This is a genomic window from Modestobacter italicus (assembly GCF_000306785.1).
Lineage (GTDB): Bacteria > Actinomycetota > Actinomycetes > Mycobacteriales > Geodermatophilaceae > Modestobacter > Modestobacter italicus.
Genome location: NC_017955.1, coordinates 266,818 through 287,167, shown reverse-complemented (window position 1 = coordinate 287,167; position 20,350 = coordinate 266,818). Strand labels below are relative to the sequence as shown.

Below are 20,350 nucleotides of genomic sequence, written 5' to 3'. Positions count from 1 at the left end.
TCACGCCTCGCAGGCTCGGCGCGAGCCTCTGGACGGGGCCGTTCCAGCACGTCACCTCCGGGTAGCGTTGTCGGACGTGCCTGGGGACGACGCCGCGGCCGGCGGCCTGCCGATCAAGATGCTGCACGACCGCCTGCTGGTCTCGCTCCGCAAGGAGGACGGCGACCGCCGGTCCAGCGGCGGCATCCTGATCCCGGCGACGGCGCAGGTGGCCAAGCGGCTGGTCTGGGGCGAGGCGCGGGCCGTCGGCGCCAACGTGCGGCAGGTCAAGGTCGGCGACCAGGTGCTGTTCTCCCCCGAGGACCAGCACGAGGTCGAGGTGCACGGCGAGGACCTGATCATCCTGCGCGAGCGCGACGTGCACGCCGTCGCCGCCGAGCGGATCGAGGAGTCGACCGGCCTCTACCTGTAGGTCAGGACGGGATCGACGTGCGCCAGTCGGCGTCGTCCGGCGGCTGGTCCTCGCAGTCCAGCCCCGCGGCCACCAGGTCCCGGTACACGGCGATCTTGTCCCGGACGACCTCCCGGTCGGCCGCCAGCTGGCGGACCTGCTCCTCGATCAGCCGCTGCTGCCGCTCCAGCAGGGCCAGCCGCTCGGTGTGGTGCCGCAGCTGCCCGCCGCCCAGCTGGACGAACGCCCGCACGTCGGCGACCGGCATGCCGGTGCGCCGCAGCGCCTGCACGAGCGCGATGAACCGGACGACGGACGGCGGGTAGCGGCGCTGCCCGGTCGCCGTGCGCTCGACCAGCGGGATCAGCCCCTGGCGCTCGTACCAGCGGAGCGTGTCGATGCTCAGGCCGGTCCGCTCGGCCACCTGGCCGATCGCCAGGCTCTCCACCACTCCGGTCATGCCGGCCACGTCAGGCGCGTCACGTCGAGCACGAACCGCCAGCGGACGTCGTTGGCCGCCAGCCGGGCGAACGCGGTGTTCACCTCGGCGAACGGCAGCACCTCGACGTCGGCGGTGAGGCCGTGCGCGCCGCAGAAGTCGAGCATCTCCTGGGTCTCCGCGGTGCCGGCGGAACCGGACACGGTCAGCGAGCGCCCGAGCAGGGCCATCGGCGACACCGTGTAGCTCTCCGGCAGGCCGAGCACGCAGAGCGTGCCGTCGAGCCGCAGCGCGCCCAGGTAGGGGGCGAGGTCGTGCGCCCCCGAGGCGGTGTCCAGCACGACGTCCAGCCGGCCGGCCACCGCCGCCACCGCCCCGGCGTCGGTGGAGACGACCACGTCGTGGGCACCCAGCGCGCGGGCGTCGGCGGCCTTCGCCGCCGAGGTGGTGAACACGGTGACCCGGGCGCCGAGGGCGACGCCGAACTTCACCGCCAGGTGGCCCAGGCCGCCCAGGCCGACGACGCCCAGCTGCGTCCCCGGCCCGACACCGGCCCGGCGCAGCGGCGCCCAGGTGGTCACCCCGGCGCACATCAGCGGCGCCACCGCGGCCGGGTCCAGCTCGGCGGGCAGGCCGTAGACGAAGGCGTCGCGGACGACGTACTCCGTCGAGTACGCGCCCTGGGTGGGGCTGCCGTCGCGCAGGTCGCGGCCGCCGTAGGTCGTCGCCGGGAACTCCAGGCAGTAGGGCTCCCGGTGCGCGAGGCAGTTCACGCACACGCCGCAGGAGTCGACGATGTTGCCGACGGCGACCGCGTCGCCGACCCGGAACCGGGTGACGTCGGCCCCGACCGCGGTGACCTCGCCGGTGAACTCGTGGCCGGGCACCAGCGGCGGCGCACCGGGCGCCAGGCCGTCGACGGCGTGCAGGTCGCTGTGGCAGACGCCGACGTGGGTCACCCGGACGGCGACGTCGTCGTCCCGGAGGTCACGCCGCTGGAACTCGAACGGCCGCAGCCGCCCGCCCGGCTCGGAGGCCGCGTACCCGCTCACTGATCGCATGCCGGCGACGCTAGGAGCTGGAGTGCACTCCAGCGCAAACGGTCAGGGCAGCAGCGCGAGCTTGCCGCCGGGGTGGCCGCCCTGCAGCAGCTCCAGCGCGGCGACCGCCTCGGTGAGCGGGAAGGTGCGGGCCACCGGGACGACGAGCTCGCCCTGGCCGGCGAGCTCGACGAGCCGGGCCCGCACCGAGTCGCGGTAGGCCGCGCTCGCCGGCATCGTGCCGCCGATGGCGCGGAACCCGGACTCCTCCGCGCGGCCCATCGCGGCGACCGTGACGATCCGCTGCCGGTCGGCGACCAGCTCCAGCGACACGTCGACGGCCTCGTCGGTGCCCACGGCGTCCAGCGCGGCGTCGACGCCGTCCGGGGCCAGCGCCCGCACCCGGTCGGCCAGGCCGTCGCCGTAGCGCACCGGCTCGCCGCCGAACCGCCGGACGACGTCGGCGCGGTCGGCGGCGGCGGTGCCGACCACCCGCGCGCCGAGCAGCCGGGCCTGCTGCAACACGCTGACGCCCACCGCCCCGGAGGCGCCGTGCAGCAGCACCGTGTCGCCCTCGCCCACGCCGGTCACGTGCAGCATCTCCGCGGCCGTGCAGCCGGCGAGCAGCAGGTTCGCGGCCTCCTCCGGCGCGAGCGACGCCGGCCGGGCGAAGACCGCCGACGCCGGGACGGTGACCTCGGTCGCGTACCCGCCGGCGATCCGGAAGGCCAGCACCTCGTCACCGACCTCCCCGCCGCCGGAGCCGATCTCGGTGTCCGGCCCCAGCGCCGTCAGCCGGCCGGCGACCTCGTACCCGATCGGGATGGGCAGCGTGCTGCGGTCGCCGGGCCGGGCGACGCGCTTGGCGTCCGCGGGGTTCATCCCGGCTGCGGTGACGGCGATGGTCACCTCCCCCGGCCCCGGCGGCGGGACGTCGACGTCCACCAGCTCGAACACGTCCAGCCCGCCGAAGTCCGTCGCCACCCAGTGCTGCGCCATGCCGGCACCCTCCGTGTCCATTAGCACGTCGCCACGGCGGCGACGTGCAGCGACACACCAGAGCGTCCGATGTGCCTGATGTGACGAACTGTTCCACCGCAAGCTGTTGCTTTGTGTCGACCATGCCGCACACTCGGTGACCATGGCGACGAGTGCGGGGTCCAGGACGGCGGCGTCACACCGCCCGTCCCTCCCGCACCCGGGTCAGCCACGCCTGCGCACCGGCGAAGGCGTCGTCCCCGACGTGCTCGTCGACCGGCTTGCCGGGGTGGTCGTCGGCCCGCGGGTAGGAGCCGAGGAAGCGCACCTCGGCGCAGAGCCGGTGCAGCGCGGCGAGCGCGTCGCCCACCCGCGCGTCGGCCACGTGGCCCTCGCAGTCGATGGAGAACGAGTAGACCCCCAGCCGCTCCCGGGTGGGCCGCGACTCGATCCGGGTGAGGCTGATGCCGCGCAGGGCGAACTCGGCGAGCAGGTCCAGCAGCGCGCCGGTGCGGTCGGCGATGACCGCGGTGACCGTGGTCTTGTCCGCCCCCGTGGGCTCGGGCAGCACCCCGGGCTGCTCGACCAGCACGAACCGGGTGACCGCGCCGGGGTGGTCGGCGAGGTCGGCCACCAGCGCGTCCAGCCCGTAGCGCTCGGCGGCGATGGCGGCGCAGACGGCCGCGTCGTGCTCGCCGGCGGCGACCCGTCGCGCGGCGTCGGCCGTCGAGGCGGTGGGGACGACCTCGGCGCCGGGCAGCACCTCGGCGATCCGCGCCCGGCACTGCGCCAGCGCGTGCGGGTGGCTGGCCACGGTGCGCACCTGGCCCGTGGTCGTGCCGGGGCGGACGGCGAGCACGAAGCCCACCGGCAGGAAGACCTCCCGGGTGACGACCAGCGGGTCGCCGTCGACCAGGCCGTCCATCGTCGCCGGCACCGAGCCCTCGACGGAGTTCTCCATCGGCACCAGCGCCGCCCGGCACGCGCCGCTGCGCACCGCGGCGAGCGCGGCACCGACGCTCGGCTGCGGCTGCGCCGACCGGTCGACCGCGCCCAGGGACCGGGTGAGGTGGGCGAGCGCGGCCTCGGCGAAGGTACCCTCAGGCCCCAGATAGGCGAACCCCGTCGGCGCTGCGCTGTGTCCTGCACTGGGCATCCGGTGAGGGTAGTGCGGCCGTCCCGGAGACCGACCCCCGTCGGGTCCCCGGGGCGGGGGGAGCTGCCTCGCCACCGGCCGGACACGTGCAGGATGCGTGACCTGACAGCTGAGTGGAGGGACGCGTGAGGCCGGGCACCGTCGACGACCAGCTGCTCGAGGACGCCCGCTGGCGGCTGCTGTCGGCCAGCGACCCCTCCGACGCCCGGGTCTTCTCCGCCGAGCTCGCCGACGTCGCCGACGCGCTGGCCGGCTCCGGCGAGCCCTGCTGGGACGCCTGGTCGGCGGCCTTCACCGCGCGCGCCGCGCTGCTCGCCGGCGACGTGGCCGGCTCGGCCACCGAGGTCGCCACCGCCCGGGCCGCCCTGGAGCGCTGCTCCCCCACGGCCGAGCGGGCCCTGACGCTGGCCTACCTCGCGCACGTCGAGGTCACCGCCGACCGGTTCGACGTCGCGCTGCACCTGGCCGTCGACGCCAGCCTGCTGGCCGACCAGGTGTCCGCCGAGGACCCCAGCCGGCCGCTGCACCAGGCGCACCACTGGCTGTCGCTGGCGCTGACCCGGCTGGACCTCGAGGAGCTCGCCGTCGCCCAGGCGCTGCGCGGCGTCCGGGTCGCCGGCGCGCTGCCCGACCTCGGCGACCAGTGGCAGCTGCTGCGGTTGTGCGCCCAGCAGCACGCCGAGCTCGCCCAGACCGTGCACCGCCGCGGCGACGCGGTCCGCTCCCGCGAGCTCGCCGACGTGGCGGTCCGCTGCGCGACCAGCGCCCGCGAGCTGCCCTGGGAGCCGACCGACCCCGACAGCGACCTGCTCGACGTCGTCCAGGCCTGGGCGATCGCGCTGCGCGGCGAGCTGGACGACGCGCTCCTCCCGCTGCGCCGGGTGCGCCGGCACCTGCAGTCCGGCGACCCCGCCCTCTGGCTGGTCGGCTACACCGACCTGGTGCTGTCCCGGCTGCTCAGCCGGCTCTGCGTCCGGGACGCCGACCTCGGCCGGCTGCACGGCGAGGAGGCCGTCGAGCTGCTGGTGAGCGCCTCCGGCGCCTTCGCCGCGGCCGGTGACCGGCGGCGCTACCGGCAGTGCCTGCTCGAGCTGGGCCGGGCCACCGCCGCGGTCGGCTCGACGGTCGAGGCGATGCACTGGCTGGACGCCTACCGGGCCGAGACCAGCCGGTCCCACCTGCCCGGCCGGGAGCTGTGGGCGGAGATGTTCGTCCGGCGCAGCCGGCTGCGGGAGGCCGAGCGGCAGACCGCCGTGCTCCGCCGGCACGCGCTGGAGGACCCGCTCACCGGCCTGGGCAACCGGCGCAGCGCCGAGCGCCGGATGGGCGAGCTGCGGACCGACCGGGAGGCGGTGTCGCTGGCCGTGGTCGACGTCGACGGCTTCAAGGCGGTCAACGACGAGCACTCGCACCTGCACGGCGACGCCGTGCTGCGCCGGGTCGCCGAGCTGCTCCGCCAGCACTGCCGCACCGGCGACGAGGTGTTCCGCTGGGCCGGCGACGAGTTCGTCGTGGTGCTGCCGAGCACGGCCGAGCCGCAGGCGGTGGTCGCCATGGAGCGGCTGCGCAGCGCCGTCGCCGACGCCGACTGGGCCGCGCTGGACGTCGGCCGTCCGGTCACGGTGAGCATCGGCGTGGCCACCTCCACCGGGGTCCGGAGCTGGCGCGAGCTGTTCGACGCGGCCGACCTGCACCTGTTCGCCGCCAAGCGCAGCGGCCGCAACCGGGTGCGGGCGGCCGGTGGCCAGCTGCCCGCCGCCCCGGTGGACGCCCCCGCCACCCGCCCGGCGGGCTCGGTCGACGAGCTGGTGGCCGAGGTGCTGGGCAGCGCGCGCCGGCGTCCGGGCTGGGCGTTCGAGGACAACGAGGTCGCCTCATGAGCCTGCGCCGGGCCCGGGGCGCAGGTGTGCAGACCGGGGTCCGTCGGCGTGCCAGCGCCCCGGTGCGTGACACGGCCGGGACCAGCAGGCAGGCTGCCCTGGTGCCACCGGGACCCCTGCACCTGCAGGTGAGCTCCGCGTTGCAGAACTGGCAGCTGGACACGGCCGAGGCCCTGCTCGCCGAGGTCGACGGCGACCTGCCGCCCACGCCGGGGGCCGACCGCGGCGGCGCCCCGCTCACCTCCCTGGCCCGCGCCTGGGCCGACACGCTGCGCGCCGAGCTGCTGGTCCGCCGGCTCCGGCTGGCCGGCTACTCGCTGCTCGGTGAGCCGCTGGTCGAGGGCGGCCCGGAGCAGGACGGCCCGCTCGACCTGCATGTCGGGGGCCGCGACGCCGTCCCGGCCGGGTCGCCGGTCCGCGACGGCCGCTCGGAGTCCGCCACCCACGCCGCCCTGGCGATCGCCCTGGTCCGCTCCGCCCGGGCCGCGTTCGACGCCCAGGACGACGACCTGCAGCGCGCCGCCGGGCTCGCCCGGCACGCCCGGATCGAGCTGCTCTCCCGCCGCGTCGACGCAGCGATGGACGAGGCGGTCGAGGCCGCCAGCCTGCTCGACCCCGCCCTGCCGGTCACCCCGCTGCTGGTGCACACGCTCGGCTCGCTGGCCGCGGTGCTCGCCGACCTCGAACTGATGCCGCTCGCGCTGGACTACCAGTCCCGCGCCGCCGAGGCCGCCGCGTCGATCGCCGACCGCCCCGGCGACCGGGTCGGCGACGCCGAGCGGCAGGCCGCGACCGCGCTCGCCGCGGAGGCGGCCACCCGGCTCGCCGCCCTCTGCACGGAGGTGGGCGAGAGCCTGCTCGACGACGGCAGCGCGGACGCCGCCGCACCGCACTTCGCCCAGGCGCGGGTCCTGGCCGACCGGGCGCTGGACCAGCTGCCGGCCGGAGACCCGGCGGTGCTCGACGCGCAGGTGGTCCGCGGCTGGGCGCTGGTCGGCGGTGGCGAGCACGCCGCAAACACGGCCCTGCTGCGCGGCGTGGTCGGTGCCGCCGCGGCGTCCGCGGACCGGGCGCTGCTCTCCTCCGCCGAGCTGGGGCTGGGCCGGGCGCTGCGCCGCTCCGGCGAGCCCCGGGACGCCGACGACCACCTGGCCGCGGCGCTGGCGCTGGCCACCGAGCACGGCCTGCCCCGGCTGCGCCGGGCCGCGCTGCGCGAGCTGTGCACGCTGCACGCCGAGCTCGACGACGCCGCCCGGGCACTCCCCTACCTGCAGGCCTACCTGGCCGACGAGCTGGACCGGGTCGACGAGCGGCGGACCCGCTGGGTCGAGCTGTTCGGCCGCCGCAAGAGCCTGCTGGAGACCGAGCGGGCCGCCGGGCAGCTGCGCCGGCAGGCCTACGAGGACGCGCTCACCCACCTGCCCAACCGCCGGTACGCCGAGGCGCGGCTGGACGGGCTGCTCTCCTCCGGCGCGGTGCCCGCGCTGGCCGTCGTCGACATCGACCGGTTCAAGGCGATCAACGACGCTGCCGGGCACCCCGGGGGCGACGCCGTGCTGCGCGCCGTCGGCCAGCTGCTGGTCGACGGCTGCCGGGACACCGACGAGGTCTGCCGCTGGGCCGGCGACGAGTTCGTCATCCTGCTGCCGGAGACCACCGCCGAGCAGGCCGAGCGGGCGATGGAGCGGATCCGGCGCTCGATCGCCGCGCACGACTGGTCGGCGCTGGGTGTGGAGGTGCCGGTGCGGATCAGCGTCGGCATCGCCCAGGCCGCCCGCGGCGACGACCGGCGCACCCTGTTCGCCGCCGCCGACGGCGTGCTCTACGACGCCAAGCGGGCCGGCCGGGACCGGGTGGTCCGGCTCTCCGGCGTCACCCAGACCCGCGAGGTGGCCACGCTGGACGCCGAGCCGCTCGACACGGCGGCCCCGCCGACGAGCGTCCCGGACGCCGCCGCGCCGGCCGTCATCATGGAGGGCATGAGCGCCTCCCCGCTGGACGACCTCACCGACGACCGGGCGACCGACCCGGCCGACGCGGCCGGCGGCTTCGCCCCGCTGCTCGTCGAGCCGGCCGAGGCGCCCGCCCAGGCGGTCGTCCCGGACGCCGAGGAGCGCCCCGTCCGGCCGCGCACGCCGTTGGACGAGCTGTTCGGCGGCCCGGCCCCCCGTCCGGCCGGCCGGCGGGTCGAGCCGGTGGCCCCCGCGCCCCCGGTGGTCACTGCGCCGGCCCCGCCGGCGCCCCGCGAGCCGGTCCTCGCCACCGGCCCGGACGTCATCTGGGGCACCGGCCGCAGCACCGAGCAGGTGCTGGCGCTGGTCCGCGAGGCCCGCCGCGAGCACCCCGACCACCCGGCCGTCGTCGTCCGGGCCAGCGCGGACACCCTGGTGGCCCTGGCCAGCGAGCACGACGCCTACACGACCATGGACCACGCCGCGATGTCCGCCGCCGTCGGGCCGGTGCCCGAGCCGGTCGGCCGGGTCGGCGTGCTGTGCGCCAGCAGCGGCGACACCCCGGTCGCCGCCGAGGCGGCCTTCGTCGCGCGGGTCACCGGCAGCGAGGTGGTCCGGGTGGACGACGTCGGCGGCAGCCGGCTCCGCCCGCTGCTCACCGATCCCTCGCTGCTCACCGATGTCGACTGCCTGGTCGTCGTCGCCGGCCTCGACGCCGCGCTGGCGAGCGTGGTCAGCGGCCTGACCGAGGTGCCGGTGGTCGCCGTCCCGACGTCGGCCGGGCAGGGTGCGAGCTCCTTCGGCGGGTTCAGCGCGCTGCTCACCATGCTCAACTCGGCCGCGCCCGGCGTGGTCGTCAGCGCCATCGACAACGGCTGGTCGGCCGGCGTGTTCGCCGCCCGCATCGCCCGCCGGACCGCGCGCCCCTAGTCCGGGCGGCGCCGGCCCACGACGGAGTGGACGTGCCAGTGCTGCGGGCCGTCGAACGACGTCCCGTCCGCCTCCTGCTCCTCGCGGTGGACGACGTCCAGCCGGGCGAGCAGCCGCTCGACCTCCGCGTCGGCGAGGACCGCGACGTCGCGCGCGTCCGAGGTCGTGTCCCGCTCCCCGAAGAGGTCGCAGGCCAGCCAGCCGCCCGGGGTGAGCGCGGCCAGGACGGCGTCCCACACCCGGTGGAGGTGCACCCCGGCGTAGGGCAGTGACCAGGCGGCGTGCACCAGCTGGACCGCCGGCAGGTCGTCGAGGTCGGCGAACGCCCGGGTCCGGACGGTGAGCCGGGTGGCCTGCTCGGCGGGCAGGCGCGCGCGCAGCGAGTCCCCGGCCGCCGGGTCGGCGTCGACCGCCAGCACCCGCCAGCCGCGGTCGAGCAGCAGCGCCGTCTCCACGCCCGCACCGAAGCCCAGGTCGAGGGCGAGGCGGCCGTCCCCGTCGCCCGCGTGCTGCAGCAGCGTGCGCGCCAGCGCCCGCGGCGGGCGACCCACCTGCGTGGCGTTGTACCGGCTCCACGCGCCGGGCTCGTCGAAGTGCGCCACCGCCTCCCCCTCCGCACCCGTCGTCGTCGCCGTTGTGTCCACAATGGCGGCCGTGACCATCGGGTGGCTGGACCTCTCGGCCGGGGCCAGCGGGGACATGCTGCTCGGCGCCCTCGTCGACGCCGGGGTGCCGCTGCCGGTGCTCGCCGGCGCGGTCGCCGCGCTGCCCGTCGAGCCGGTCCGGCTCACCGTCGAGCAGGTCACCCGACACGGCCTCGGGGCCACCCGGGTGCACGTGCACGCGCCGGCCAGCGACGTGCACCGCACCTGGGCCGACGTGCGCGGCATCCTGGCCGCCGCCGCCCTCGACCCCGTCGTCCGGGACGGCGCGCTGGGGGTCTTCGAGCGGCTCGCGGTCGCCGAGGGCCGGGTGCACCGGGTGCCCGCCGACGAGGTGCACTTCCACGAGGTCGGCGCGCTGGACGCCCTGGCCGACGTGGTGGGCGTCGTCGCCGGGTTCGCCCACCTGGCGCTGGACCGGCTCACCGCCTCCCCGGTCGCGCTGGGCAGCGGGTCGGCGCGCGGGGCGCACGGCGTCGTCCCGGTGCCCGGGCCCGCCGTGCTGGAGCTGCTGGCCGGGCTGCCGGTGGTCGCCGGGCCGGTCCCTGCGGAGGCGTGCACGCCGACCGGCGCCGCGCTGCTGGCCGCGCACGTCCAGGAGTGGACGACACTGCCGGCGATGCGGGTCCGGCGGGTCGGCAGCGGCGCGGGTGGCCGGGACCCGGTGGAGCACCCCAACGTCGTCCGGCTGGTGCTCGGTGACCCGGTGGAGGAGCCGCCGGCGGCCGGGCTGCTGCTGGAGACCAACGTCGACGACCTCGACCCGCGGCTGTGGCCGGGCGTGCTCGCCGAGCTGCTGGCCGCCGGCGCGTCGGACGCCTGGCTGACCCCGATCCTGATGAAGAAGGGCCGGCCCGCGCACACCCTGTCGGTGCTGTGCCGGCCCGCCGTGCGGTCCGCCGTCACCGACGTCGTGGTCGCCACGACGTCGACCATCGGGATGCGGGTGCAGCCGGTGCAGAAGGTCGCCCTGGACCGCGAGCAGGGCAGCGTCCCGGTGCTCGGCGGCCGGGTCGGGGTGAAGGTGGCCCGGTCGGCCGGCCGGGTGGTCAACGTCAGCGTCGAGTTCGAGGACGTCGCCGCGCTGGCCCGGGAGCTGGAGCTGCCGGTCAAGGAGGTGCTGCGCGCCGCCACCGCCGCGGCGCACCGGGCCCACCCGGGGGCGTCGGCTACGCTCCTGGACCGAGAAGGGGAGTAGCCCCCCGACCGCTGGTCGACATGCTGGCGCGCACGCGCGCCCGGTCAGCGGGCCCGCGCCGCCGCGGGTGGGCGAGACCTTCCGCCCAGCAGTCCACCCATTTGGTGCGCTGCCGGTCGGAGGCCGCCGCGCACCCGTCCGGCTGCGCGAAGAGGAAGAGAAACCCCGTGGTCCTGTCCGTCGTCCTGGCCGCCTTCGTGCTGATCCTGCCCGTCGAGCTGCCGGACAAGACCCTGTTCGCCACCCTCGTGCTGGCCACCCGGTTCCCGCCGCTGCCGGTCTTCGTCGGCGTCGGCACCGCCTTCGGGTTCCAGGTGGCGATCGCGGTGACCGCGGGCTCGCTGCTCGCGCTGCTGCCCGGGGCGCTGGTCAGCGCCGTCGTCGCCGTGCTGTTCCTGACCGGTGCCGTGCTGCTGTGGCGCGAGGCCCGCAAGGGCGCCCAGGACGAGGAGGCGGCCGCGCAGGCGCGGGAGAACACCTCGTTCTTCCGGGCCGCCGCCATCTCCTTCGGCGTGCTCTTCGCCGCCGAGTGGGGCGACCTCTCCCAGCTGGCCACGGCCGGTCTCGCGGCCCGCTACGCCGAGCCGGTGTCGGTGTTCGTCGGCTCCTGGGCGGCGCTGCTGGTGATCTCCGGGCTCGCCGCCTTCCTCGGCCGCAAGCTCGCCGACCGGCTGCCGGTCGCCCTACTGCACCGCATCGCCGCCGGCCTGTTCCTGGTCTTCGCGGTCGTCGCGGTGATCGAGACCGTCCGCGAGCTGGTCGGCTGACCCCTCGGGGTGATCCGGAACGGTACCGTTCAAGATCGCCGTCGCCCTGACCGTTGCACGGTGAGCAGCCGGACCCCCGGCCTGCTCGACGACGACGGGAACGACGTGACGACGCTGCAGGGCACCGACGCGCTGCCGCTCCACCTGGACGCGGTCGCCACGGCCGCCTCCCTGCTGCGCTCGACGGGCACCGCCGTCCTGGACCTGGACACCGCACCCGCCGACGCCGAGCTCGAGGCGGTCGTGCGGGTGGCGACCGCCGTCTCCGGCATGCCGATGGCGACGATCAACCTGCTCGACACCGCCTCGCAGGTCCAGCTGGCCAGCCAGGGCTTCGACCGCCTGGTCACCCCGCGCGCGGAGTCGCTGTGCGACCGGGCGCTGCGGGTGGGCGGCGTCTTCCACGCCGCGGACCTGCGGGCCGACCCGCGGTTCACCGACAGCCCCTGGGTCGACGGCCGCCGGGACCGGGTCCGCGGCTACGCCATGGTGCCGTTGCAGCTGTCCGACGCCCTGGTCGGCACGCTGTGCGTGCAGTCCCGGGAGGTCCACCAGCTCACCGACGGGCAGCTGGAGCGGCTGGCCGACCTCGGCCACGTCGTCGTCGCGCTGCTCGAGCGCCACCGGCACAGCCAGGAGACCGCGGGGCTGGCTCGGGCGAGCGAGGCCGCGCGGGCCGAGCTGGCCGCGGCCCACGCCGAGCTCAGCGCAGCCCGCGCCTTCGACACCGCCCTGCTGGAGTCCCTGCCCGTGGCGGTCGCCGCGGTGGACGCCGAGGGCCGGATCACCGCCTTCAACCGGGTCAGCCGGCTGTGGCACGGCAGCGACGGCGACCCGACGCTCACCCCGCAGGACCTCCCCCAGCGCTACGCCCTGCGCACCGTCGACGGCGACCTGCTGCCGCCGGAGGAGGTGCCGCTCATCCGGCTGCTCCGCGAGGGCCGGCTGGAGGACGTGCAGATCACCATCGCCCCGGACGGGCTGCCGGCCCGGCTGGTGTCCTGCAGCGGCGACGCGGTGCGCGACCCCGCCGGCCGGCTGCTCGGCGCCGTGGTCACCATGGTCGACATCACCGCCCAGCGGCAGCTGGAGGGCCGGCTGCGCGCGGCCGCCCTGCACGACCCGCTCACCGGCCTGCCCAACCGCAGCCTGCTGGTGGACCGGCTGCAGCTGGCCCTGGCGACCGCGGCGCGCAGCGGCGATCCGCTCGCCGTCCTGTACTGCGACCTGGACGGCTTCAAGGCCGTCAACGACGGCTGGGGGCACGCCGCCGGGGACGCCGTCCTGGTCGAGGCCGCCGGCCGGCTGTCCGCCGCGGTGCGCCCCGGCGACACCGTCGCCCGGATCGGCGGCGACGAGTTCGTGCTGGTGTGCCCGGACGTCGACGGGCCGGCCGCGGCCGGCCTGCTGGCCGCCCGGGTCACCGACGCGCTCACCGAGCCGCTGCACTCCGGGCCGGGGACGACGCACGCCGTGGGCATCAGCGTCGGCGTCGCGCTGTCCGGGCCCGGCGCCACCCCGGAGACCCTGCTCACCGCCGCCGACGAGGCGATGTACCGGGTCAAGCAGGGCCGGCGCGCCTGCCGGTGACCCCTCTGGGGGAACGGCCGCTCAAGCCCTCCCGCCGTGCTGCCGACGTCCTGGAGGAGGCAGGCAGCCGGCCCCGACTCAGAACCGGAGACAGAGATGGACGCCATCAGGCTCGAGGAGTCCCAGGACGTGCTGGTGCAGAGCGCGGCGGTCGTCGCCGCGCAGCGCCAGTTCGCCCAGCGCCTGCGTCAGCGGACGGTGCCGGACCCGCTGACCGGCCTCCCGGTACGCAGCCTGCTCGTCGACCGGCTGGAGCTGGCCCTGGCCGCCGCCGGTCCGCAGAGCGGGCGGCTCGCCGTCCTCTGCTGCGCCCTGGACGGCATCGGCTCGCTGGAGGACCAGCACGGCCCGGCCGTCGCCGACGCGGCGCGCGCCGAGGCCGCCCGCCGGCTGGTCGCCGCGGTGCGCCAGGGCGACGTCGTCGCCCGGACCAGCGCGCAGACCTTCGTCCTGCTCTGCCCCGGGATCGGGGCCGCTACCGACGCCCAGCGCCTCGCCGAGCGCGTCGCGCGGGCCTTCGACCAGCCGCTGCAGCCCGTCCCCGGCGTCCGCGCCCTGCTCCGGCTGAGCGCCGGGGTGGCGCTGTCCGGCCGCGCCTCGTCCCCGGAGTCGCTGCTCGCGGCGGCCGACGAGGCGCTGCGCTCCGTCCGGCAGGCATAGGAGGCTCTGCACCCGGTTCCGGCCCCGAGACCGGGTGCAACGCTTCCTATGCCCGGGGCGTCGGCAGGGTCGGGAGCCAGGACGCGAGGGCGGCGCCGAGCTCGTCGGGTGCGTCCTCCGGCACGAAGTGCGCCGCCGGCACGGTGACCTCGGTGAGCGCCGGCCAGCGCCGGACGACGGTCCGCTGCCGGCCGACCAGGATCGACCCCGGCTCGGCGTTGACGAACAGCTTCGGGACGTCGGAGTGCGCCAGCCACTGGCCGTACCGGTCGACGACGTCGTGCACGTCCGGCGGCTCGTGCTGGATGGGGATCTGCCGCGGCCACTCCAGCGTGGGCCAGCGGTCCTCCCGCGCCCGGAACGGCGCCCGGTAGCGGTCGTGCGCCTCGGCGGACAGCCCGCGCAGCACCGACGCCGGCAGCACCTTCTCCACGAACACGTTCTCGTCGAGCACCTTCCGCTCGCCGTCGGGCCCCCGCATCGCCTGGAAGACCCGTTTGGCGTCCTGCGGCCAGTCCGCCCAGAGCAACGGCTTGACGATCGCCTCGGTGAACGCGATGCCGCGGACCGCGGTCGGGTGCTGGGCGGCCCAGTCGAAGCCCAGCGCCGAGCCCCAGTCGTGCAGCACGAACGTCACCCGCTCGGTCGCCTCGACGTGCTCCAGGAACCGGGCGAGGTACCCGGCGTGGAACGCGAAGGAGTAGCTGCCCGGCGCCGGGTCGGCCAGCTTGCTGGACTCCCCCATGCCGATCAGGTCGGGGGCCAGGCAGCGCCCGAGGTGCTGCACGTGCGGGATGACGTTGCGCCACAGGTAGGACGACGTCGGGTTGCCGTGCAGGAAGACGATCGGGTCGCCGGTCCCGACGTCGACGTAGGCCATCTCCTGCTCCCCCAGGCGCACGCGCGATCGGGGGAAGGGGTCCTCGGCGGGCACGGGCGAGCGGTCGGCCATGCCCCGGCAGTGCCCCGTCCCCACTGAAAGCACGCCTTCGGTGGACGGCGCTTGACCCTGACGTGGCGTCAGGCTGTTGCGTGGGCGCTGTCAACGGGAGGAGGGGCGATGAGCTGGACGGTGGGTGAGCTGGCCCGGCTGGCCGGGATCACGGTGCGCACGCTGCACCACTACGACCGGATCGGGCTGGTCCGGCCCAGCGAGCGCACGTCGGCGGGCTACCGCAGCTACGACGGGCGCGACCTGGACCGGCTGCAGCAGGTGCTGGTCTACCGCGAGCTCGGGTTCCCCCTCGAGGAGGTCGCGACCCTGCTGGACGACCCCGACGCCGACCCCGCGGCGCACCTGCGCCGGCAGCACCGACTGCTGCGGGACCGGCTCGAGCGCACCCAGGCGATGGTCGCGGCCGTCGAGAAGGAGATGGAGGCACGGCAGATGGGGATCTCCCTGACCCCGGAGGAGCGGTTCGAGGTGTTCGGCGAGCGCGACCCGGCGCAGTACGACGCCGAGGTCGAGGAGCGCTGGGGCGACACCGAGGCCTGGGCGCAGTCGCGGCGGCGCACGTCGGCGTACACCAAGGACGACTGGCTGCGGATCACGACCGAGGCCGCCGGCGTCGAGCAGCGGTTCGCCGAGGCGCTGCGGTCCGGCGTCCCGGCCGACGCGGCGACCGCGCTGGACCTGGCCGAGGAGCACCGGCAGCACATCAGCCGCTGGTTCTACGACTGCCCGCCGGAGATGCACGCGGGGCTCGGCCGGATGTACGTCGAGGACCCGCGGTTCACCGCGCACTACGACGACATCGCCCCGGGCCTGGCGCAGTACGTGAGCACCGCCGTCCAGGCCAACGCCGCCCGGCAGGGCTGACCGCACCGAGTGGCAGCTCGGCGTGGCCCGCGGCGTCCCCGCGCCACGCTGGGCTGTCACTCGCCGCCGCACACCGGACGCTGAGCCCGGCTAAGGTCCTCTCCTCGTGAGCCGCATCGGTGAGGTCGTCGCGCCGGCCCGGCTCGGCAGCGGGTTCCGCTGGCTGCTCGCCTCGTCCTGGACGTCGAACCTGGGCGACGGGATCGCGCTGGCGGCGGGCCCGCTGCTGGTCGCCTCGATGACCGACGACGCCTTCCTGGTCGCCCTGGCCGCCACCGTGCAGTGGCTCCCGCCGCTGCTGTTCGGCCTGCTCGCCGGGGCGCTGACCGACCGGCTGGACCGCCGGCTCATCGTGGCGACCGTCGACCTGTGCCGGGCCGTCGTCCTGGCGGTCCTGACGCTGACCGTGGCGACCGACGCGGTGTCCATCGTCGCGGTGCTCGCGGCGCTGTTCGTGCTGGCCACCGCCGAGGTCTTCGCCGACAACAGCGCGCAGACGCTGCTGCCCATGCTGGTCGTCCGCAGCGACCTCGCGGTGGCCAACTCGCGGATGCATACCGGCTTCGTCACGGTCAACCAGCTCGCCGGCCCGCCGCTGGGCGCCGCCCTGTTCACCGTCGGTGCGGCCTGGGCGCTGGGCGTGCAGGCGCTGGTCGTGCTGCTCGGGGCGGTGCTGGTGACCCGGGTCGTGCTCCCGCCGCGCGAGCCCTACGCCGGGCCGCGGCGGGCGCTGCGGCACGACATCACCGAGGGGCTGCGCTGGGTGCGGCACCACGCCGCCGTCCGGACCCTCGTGCTGACCATCACCATCTTCAACGTCACCTTCGGCGCGGCCTGGTCGGTGCTGGTCCTCTACGCCACCGAGCGGCTCGGCCTCGGCGAGATCGGGTTCGGCCTGGTGACCACGGTCAGCGCGGCCGGCGGGGTGGCCGGGACGCTGGCCTACGGCTGGATCACCCGGCGGGTCAGCCTCGGCGACCTGATGCGGATCGGCCTGGTCATCGAGACGCTCACCCACCTGGCGCTGGCGCTCACCTCCAGCCCGTGGGTGGCGCTGCCGGTGTTCTTCGTCTTCGGCGCGCACGCCTTCGTCTGGGGGACGACGTCGATCACCGTGCGGCAGCGCGCCGTGCCGCAGCCGCTGCAGGGCCGGGTGGGCAGCGTGAACCTGGTGGGCGTCTTCGGCGGCCTGGTGGTCGGCTCCGCGATCGGCGGGGTGCTCGCCCAGCACGCCGGGGTCACCGCCCCGTTCTGGTTCGCCTTCGCCGGCTCGGCGGTGTTCGTGGTGCTCATCTGGCGCTCGCTGCGGCACGTCGCGCACGCCGACGAGCTGCCGGCGCCGGCCTGACCCTTGCCGCGGGGCACCGCCGGGCGGGACGCTCCCGGCATGACCTACGACCGGGAGCTCGCCGACCGGGTCCGCGCCGCGCTGTCGGCCGAGCCGGGCGTGACGGAGAAGGCGATGTTCGGCGGGCTGGCGTTCCTGGTCGACGGGTCGCTCGCGGTGGCCGCCAGCGGGAAGGGCGGGCTGATGGTGCGCTGCGATCCCGCCCGGGCCGACGAGCTCACCGCCGCCGACGGCGTCGCGCGCATGGTCATGCGGGGCAAGGAGATGGACGGCTGGCTGCGGGTCACCGACGACGTCGTGGACGACGAGGACGCCCTCCGCCGCTGGGTGGCCGTCGGCCGCGACGTCGCCCGGCAGAAGGACCCCCTCGCCCCCCACCGCTCGCACGCTCGCGGCGGGCCCCTGCGAGGGGGCCGCTCCATCACGTCACCTTGATGAGCAGCTCGCCGTGCAGCATGCCGAGCCAGCCGTCGTCGGCGGCCGCCCACTCCTGCCAGGCGGCGGCGATCGCCGCCAGTTCACCGGCGGAGGCCAGGCCGTAGGCCACGGCCTGCTCGGCGAAGGCGGACGCGGTCGCCCGCCCGGCCCAGGAGCTCCCCCACCACGCGCGCTCGGCCGGGGAGGCGTAGCACCAGGCCGACGTCGTGGCGGTCACCTCGCGCAGGCCGGCGGCGTGCGCCCAGGAGAGCAACCGGCGTCCGGCGTCCGGCTCGGCGTCGTTGCGGCGGGCCACCAGCCCGTAGAGCGCCAGCCAGCGGTCCAGCCCGGGGTTCGCCGGAAACCAGGTGGTGGCCGCGTAGTCGACGTCCCGGACGGCGACCAGCCCGCCGGGCCGGCACACCCGGGCCATCTCCCGCAGCGCGGCGACCGGGTCGGTGAGGTGCTGCAGCACCTGGTGGGCGTGCACCACGTCGAAGGAGCCGTCGGCCGCCTCCAGCGCGTAGACGTCGCCGACGGCGAACTCGACGTCCACCCCGGCGCGCTCGGCCGCCGCCCGCGCCTCGTCGAGCGGCGCCGGCGAGACGTCGAGCCCGACCACCCGCCCCGGCGCCACCCGGGCCGCGAGGTCGACGGTGATCGTGCCCGGGCCGCAGCCCACGTCGAGCAGGTCCAGCCCGGGGCGCAGGTGCGGGGCGAGGTACCCGGCGGAGTTCTCCACCGTGCGCCAGCGGTGGGACTGCAGGACCGGGTCGGCGTGCCCGTGGGTGTAGGTGTCCACGGGGCGATGCTCTCGTACCGGTCCACTCAGTGGGAAGTCATTCCCACTCAGTGAGACCTGAAGGCGAACCGGCAGCCCGCACGATGTGCCCGGAGGCGTCGCCGAACGGCTCGAGCTCGAAGCCGAAGGCGGCCAGCACCCCGGCGAGCGCGTGGTTCATGACGTCCTGCGCGGCGAGGTCGGCGGCGTGCCCGCGGACCCGGCCCAGCGCCATCCGGTCGTGCTGGGTCCAGGAGACGAGCACCCCGTGCTCGCCCGGCGCGGGGGTCAGGCAGACCCCGCCCAGCTGCCGGCTCTCGGTGCGCCCGGCGCAGTCGTGCAGCGGCAGGCCGGCCTCGGCCACCGCGGCCGCCACCTCGCAGACCAGCCCGGTCAGCGGGTCGGCGTCGTCGATCAGGGCGTCCCAGTCGTCGGCGAGCCGGTCGAGCTGGTCGGACAGGTGGGCCAGCCAGGCTCGATCGTCCGGGGAGAACCGGGAGGCCAGCGTGCCGTCGTCCCGGCGGACACCGTGCGCCGGGTACAGCGGCGCGACCTCGACGCCCGGGGAGGAGAGCTCGGCCAGCGCGGCGTCCAGCCGGCTGCCGAACGGCCCGGCGAGGACCCGCTGCTCGGCGTCGACCAACCACCACGAGGACGGTGTCGTCGTCCCCGTCGCCCGGCCGTGTCCACTCGCGAGCTCGCTCACGTCGCCACCCCCGTCGTGCAGTGACGCCCGTTCGTCCCCCTGCAGAGCTGTCATCGGCACCACACCGCCGGGGTTGACCCGGACCGGTCACCCTTCGGAGCGGATCACCGACGCCGCGGCGTCCACCGCCGCCGCCCGCTCGGCTCCCACCAGGCCGATCCTGGTCCGGCGGTCCAGCAGGTCGGCCACGGAGCGTGCACCCTCGGCCCGCACCGCGAACCTCAGCTCCCCCAGCGTCTCCGGCCGCCCCTCGACCACCGGACCTCCCCCGAGCCCCGCCACCACCGGCGCCTCGGTGCCGTACCGGCGCACCAGCCGGGCCGGGGCGTCGACCCGGGCCAGCGTGCCGGCCGGCGCGGCGCCGACCAGCGGCAGCCGGGCGGTCGGCGAGCGGCGGGCACCCCGGCCCAGCCGGACGACGACGGCGTCCACCGCGTCGGCCGCCATCGCGCGGTAGGTGGTCAGCTTCCCGCCGACGACGGTGAGCACCGGGCCGTCCCAGCGCAGCAGGTGCCGGCGGGAGAGGTCGGCGGTGGCGTCGCCGGGCCCGGTGCCGGCGGAGGCGGGCAGCACGAGCGGGCGCAGCCCCGCGTACGCGCCGACCAGGTCGCCGGGCACCAGCGGCACGTCGAGCACCTGGCTGACCGTGGCCAGCAGCTGCTGCACCTCCGCGGGGCTCGGCACCGGGTCGTCGTCGGGCACCGGCCCGGTCACCGGCTCGTCGGTGATGCCCAGGTACACCAGCCCGCGGTCCTGGGGCAGGGCGAACACGTACCGGGACCGGGAGCCGGGCAGCGGCACGGTCAGCGCCGCCGTCGGCGAGCCCAGCAGGGCGGCCGGCAGCACCAGGTGCGAGCCCCGCGAGGGCACCAGCCGGACCTCGGGCGCCAGCCGCTGGGTCCACACCCCGGTCGCGTTGACCACCACCCCGGCGCGCACGGTCGTCGCGGTGCCGTCGACGGTCAGCTGCACCCGGTCGCCGTCGACCCCGGTCACCGTCGCCCCGGTGAGGACGCGGGCGCCGTACGCCGCGGCGGTGCGCGCCAGCGCCACGACCAGCCGGGCGTCGTCCACCAGCTGCCCGTCCCAGAAGACGACGCCGCCCCGGCCGGCCCGGACCGCGGGCACCAGCCGGGACACCTCGCCCGCCGGGACCCGCGACGTGCCGGGCAGCGACCGGCGCCCGCCGCGCACCGAGACCCGGACCGCGTCGCCCAGCCGGCCGCCCAGGGCGGCGAGGGCGGTGACGTCCCGGCCGGCGGCGTCCGGGACCAGGAACGGCAGCCGCCGGACCAGGTGGGGCGCGGTGACCCCCATGAGGACGGCGCGCTCGCGGGCGCTCTCCCGGGCCAGGCCGAGCTCGCCGTGCGCCAGGTACCGCAGCCCGCCGTGCACCAGCTTGGACGACCAGCGGCTGGTGCCGGCCGCCAGGTCGGTCCGCTCGCACAGCGCGACGGTCAGCCCCCGGGCCGCGGCGTCCAGGGCCACCCCGGCGCCGGTGACGCCGCCGCCGACGACCAGCACGTCGACGCCGGAGCCGGTCAGGACGGCCAGGTCGCGGGCGCGCCGCCGGGGGCCGAGCACCCCGGGGAGGTGGAGGTCCGTCGAGCGGCGCCCGGGCACCGGCAGACTGTAG

General features: G+C 76.6%; 19 protein-coding genes. 10 read left to right on the top strand and 9 right to left on the bottom strand.

From position 1 onward, the window contains the following. Positions 1–76 precede the first annotated feature (76 nt). A complete protein-coding gene (locus tag MODMU_RS01405; RefSeq protein WP_014738361.1) occupies positions 77–412 on the top strand; it encodes a GroES family chaperonin in 336 nt (111 codons plus the stop codon). 1 nt (position 413) lies between these two features. Here MODMU_RS01405 and MODMU_RS01400 read toward each other — a convergent pair whose 3' ends face one another. From MODMU_RS01400 to pheA, 4 genes are all read right to left on the bottom strand, one after another. Beyond that, positions 414–851 carry a MerR family transcriptional regulator gene (locus MODMU_RS01400; protein ID WP_014738360.1) on the bottom strand — a complete coding sequence of 146 codons (438 nt, stop codon included), beginning with the start codon at positions 849–851 and terminating at the stop codon, positions 414–416. Continuing rightward, complete coding sequence (locus tag MODMU_RS01395; RefSeq protein ID WP_014738359.1) at positions 848–1,891, bottom strand: NAD(P)-dependent alcohol dehydrogenase; 1,044 nt, start codon at positions 1,889–1,891, stop codon at positions 848–850. The genes MODMU_RS01400 and MODMU_RS01395 overlap by 4 nt, the downstream gene beginning before the upstream one ends. Positions 1,892–1,933: 42 nt before the next feature. Beyond that, a complete protein-coding gene (locus MODMU_RS01390) occupies positions 1,934–2,869 on the bottom strand; it encodes a quinone oxidoreductase family protein (RefSeq protein WP_197537370.1) in 936 nt (311 codons plus the stop codon). A 175-nt stretch (positions 2,870–3,044) separates the two neighbouring features. After that, the gene (pheA, locus tag MODMU_RS01385; RefSeq protein ID WP_014738357.1) at positions 3,045–4,004 is read right to left on the bottom strand and encodes a prephenate dehydratase; all 960 of its coding nucleotides are present in this window, start codon (positions 4,002–4,004) and stop codon (positions 3,045–3,047) included. Between the two features lie 125 nt (positions 4,005–4,129). On the opposite strand from pheA, the gene MODMU_RS29880 reads away from it, so the two are divergent. Both MODMU_RS29880 and MODMU_RS01375 read left to right on the top strand, forming a co-directional pair. Further along, a complete protein-coding gene (locus MODMU_RS29880) occupies positions 4,130–5,884 on the top strand; it encodes a GGDEF domain-containing protein (protein WP_014738356.1) in 1,755 nt (584 codons plus the stop codon). Positions 5,885–5,985: 101 nt separating this feature from the next. Further along, complete coding sequence (locus MODMU_RS01375; protein ID WP_231851738.1) at positions 5,986–8,766, top strand: diguanylate cyclase domain-containing protein; 2,781 nt, start codon at positions 5,986–5,988, stop codon at positions 8,764–8,766. Here MODMU_RS01375 and MODMU_RS01370 read toward each other — a convergent pair. Next, complete coding sequence (locus MODMU_RS01370; protein ID WP_166503358.1) at positions 8,763–9,410, bottom strand: class I SAM-dependent methyltransferase; 648 nt, start codon at positions 9,408–9,410, stop codon at positions 8,763–8,765. The genes MODMU_RS01375 and MODMU_RS01370 overlap by 4 nt on opposite strands. Before the next feature lie 10 nt (positions 9,411–9,420). Between MODMU_RS01370 and larC the strand changes: the two genes are divergently transcribed. The 4 genes from larC (at position 9,421) to MODMU_RS01345 (ending at position 13,643) form a co-directional block, all read left to right on the top strand. Then, a complete protein-coding gene (larC, locus tag MODMU_RS01365) occupies positions 9,421–10,626 on the top strand; it encodes a nickel pincer cofactor biosynthesis protein LarC (RefSeq protein ID WP_014738353.1) in 1,206 nt (401 codons plus the stop codon). A gap of 167 nt (positions 10,627–10,793) precedes the next feature. Beyond that, positions 10,794–11,393, top strand: coding sequence for a TMEM165/GDT1 family protein (locus MODMU_RS01360; RefSeq protein ID WP_014738352.1), 600 nt, complete (start codon positions 10,794–10,796; stop codon positions 11,391–11,393). A gap of 60 nt (positions 11,394–11,453) precedes the next feature. Further along, the gene (locus MODMU_RS26625; RefSeq protein WP_014738351.1) at positions 11,454–12,983 is read left to right on the top strand and encodes a sensor domain-containing diguanylate cyclase; all 1,530 of its coding nucleotides are present in this window, start codon (positions 11,454–11,456) and stop codon (positions 12,981–12,983) included. Between the two features lie 96 nt (positions 12,984–13,079). After that, entirely contained in the window at positions 13,080–13,643 is a 564-nt protein-coding gene (locus tag MODMU_RS01345; RefSeq protein WP_014738350.1) for a GGDEF domain-containing protein, read from the top strand. A gap of 46 nt (positions 13,644–13,689) precedes the next feature. Here MODMU_RS01345 and MODMU_RS01340 read toward each other — a convergent pair whose 3' ends face one another. After that, complete coding sequence (locus MODMU_RS01340; RefSeq protein ID WP_014738349.1) at positions 13,690–14,595, bottom strand: haloalkane dehalogenase; 906 nt, start codon at positions 14,593–14,595, stop codon at positions 13,690–13,692. Between the two features lie 108 nt (positions 14,596–14,703). On the opposite strand from MODMU_RS01340, the gene MODMU_RS01335 reads away from it, so the two are divergent. From MODMU_RS01335 to MODMU_RS01325, 3 genes are all read left to right on the top strand, one after another. Next, positions 14,704–15,462, top strand: a complete 759-nt coding sequence (locus MODMU_RS01335; RefSeq protein WP_014738348.1) for a MerR family transcriptional regulator — start codon at positions 14,704–14,706, stop codon at positions 15,460–15,462. 106 nt (positions 15,463–15,568) lie between these two features. Continuing rightward, complete coding sequence (locus MODMU_RS01330; protein WP_014738347.1) at positions 15,569–16,810, top strand: MFS transporter; 1,242 nt, start codon at positions 15,569–15,571, stop codon at positions 16,808–16,810. 39 nt (positions 16,811–16,849) lie between these two features. After that, positions 16,850–17,245, top strand: coding sequence for a TfoX/Sxy family protein (locus MODMU_RS01325; protein WP_083869966.1), 396 nt, complete (start codon positions 16,850–16,852; stop codon positions 17,243–17,245). On the opposite strand, the gene MODMU_RS01320 is transcribed toward MODMU_RS01325, so the two are convergent. The 3 genes from MODMU_RS01320 to MODMU_RS01310 form a co-directional block, all read right to left on the bottom strand. Beyond that, on the bottom strand, positions 17,232–18,029 hold the full coding sequence (locus MODMU_RS01320) for a methyltransferase domain-containing protein (protein WP_014738345.1): 798 nt from the start codon (positions 18,027–18,029) through the stop codon (positions 17,232–17,234). The two genes, MODMU_RS01325 and MODMU_RS01320, sit on opposite strands and share 14 nt — an antisense overlap. A 37-nt stretch (positions 18,030–18,066) precedes the next feature. Further along, positions 18,067–18,714 carry a hypothetical protein gene (locus MODMU_RS01315; protein WP_166503357.1) on the bottom strand — a complete coding sequence of 216 codons (648 nt, stop codon included), beginning with the start codon at positions 18,712–18,714 and terminating at the stop codon, positions 18,067–18,069. Positions 18,715–18,801: 87 nt separating this feature from the next. After that, entirely contained in the window at positions 18,802–20,337 is a 1,536-nt protein-coding gene (locus MODMU_RS01310; RefSeq protein ID WP_166503356.1) for a glycerol-3-phosphate dehydrogenase/oxidase, read from the bottom strand. Positions 20,338–20,350 lie beyond the last annotated feature (13 nt).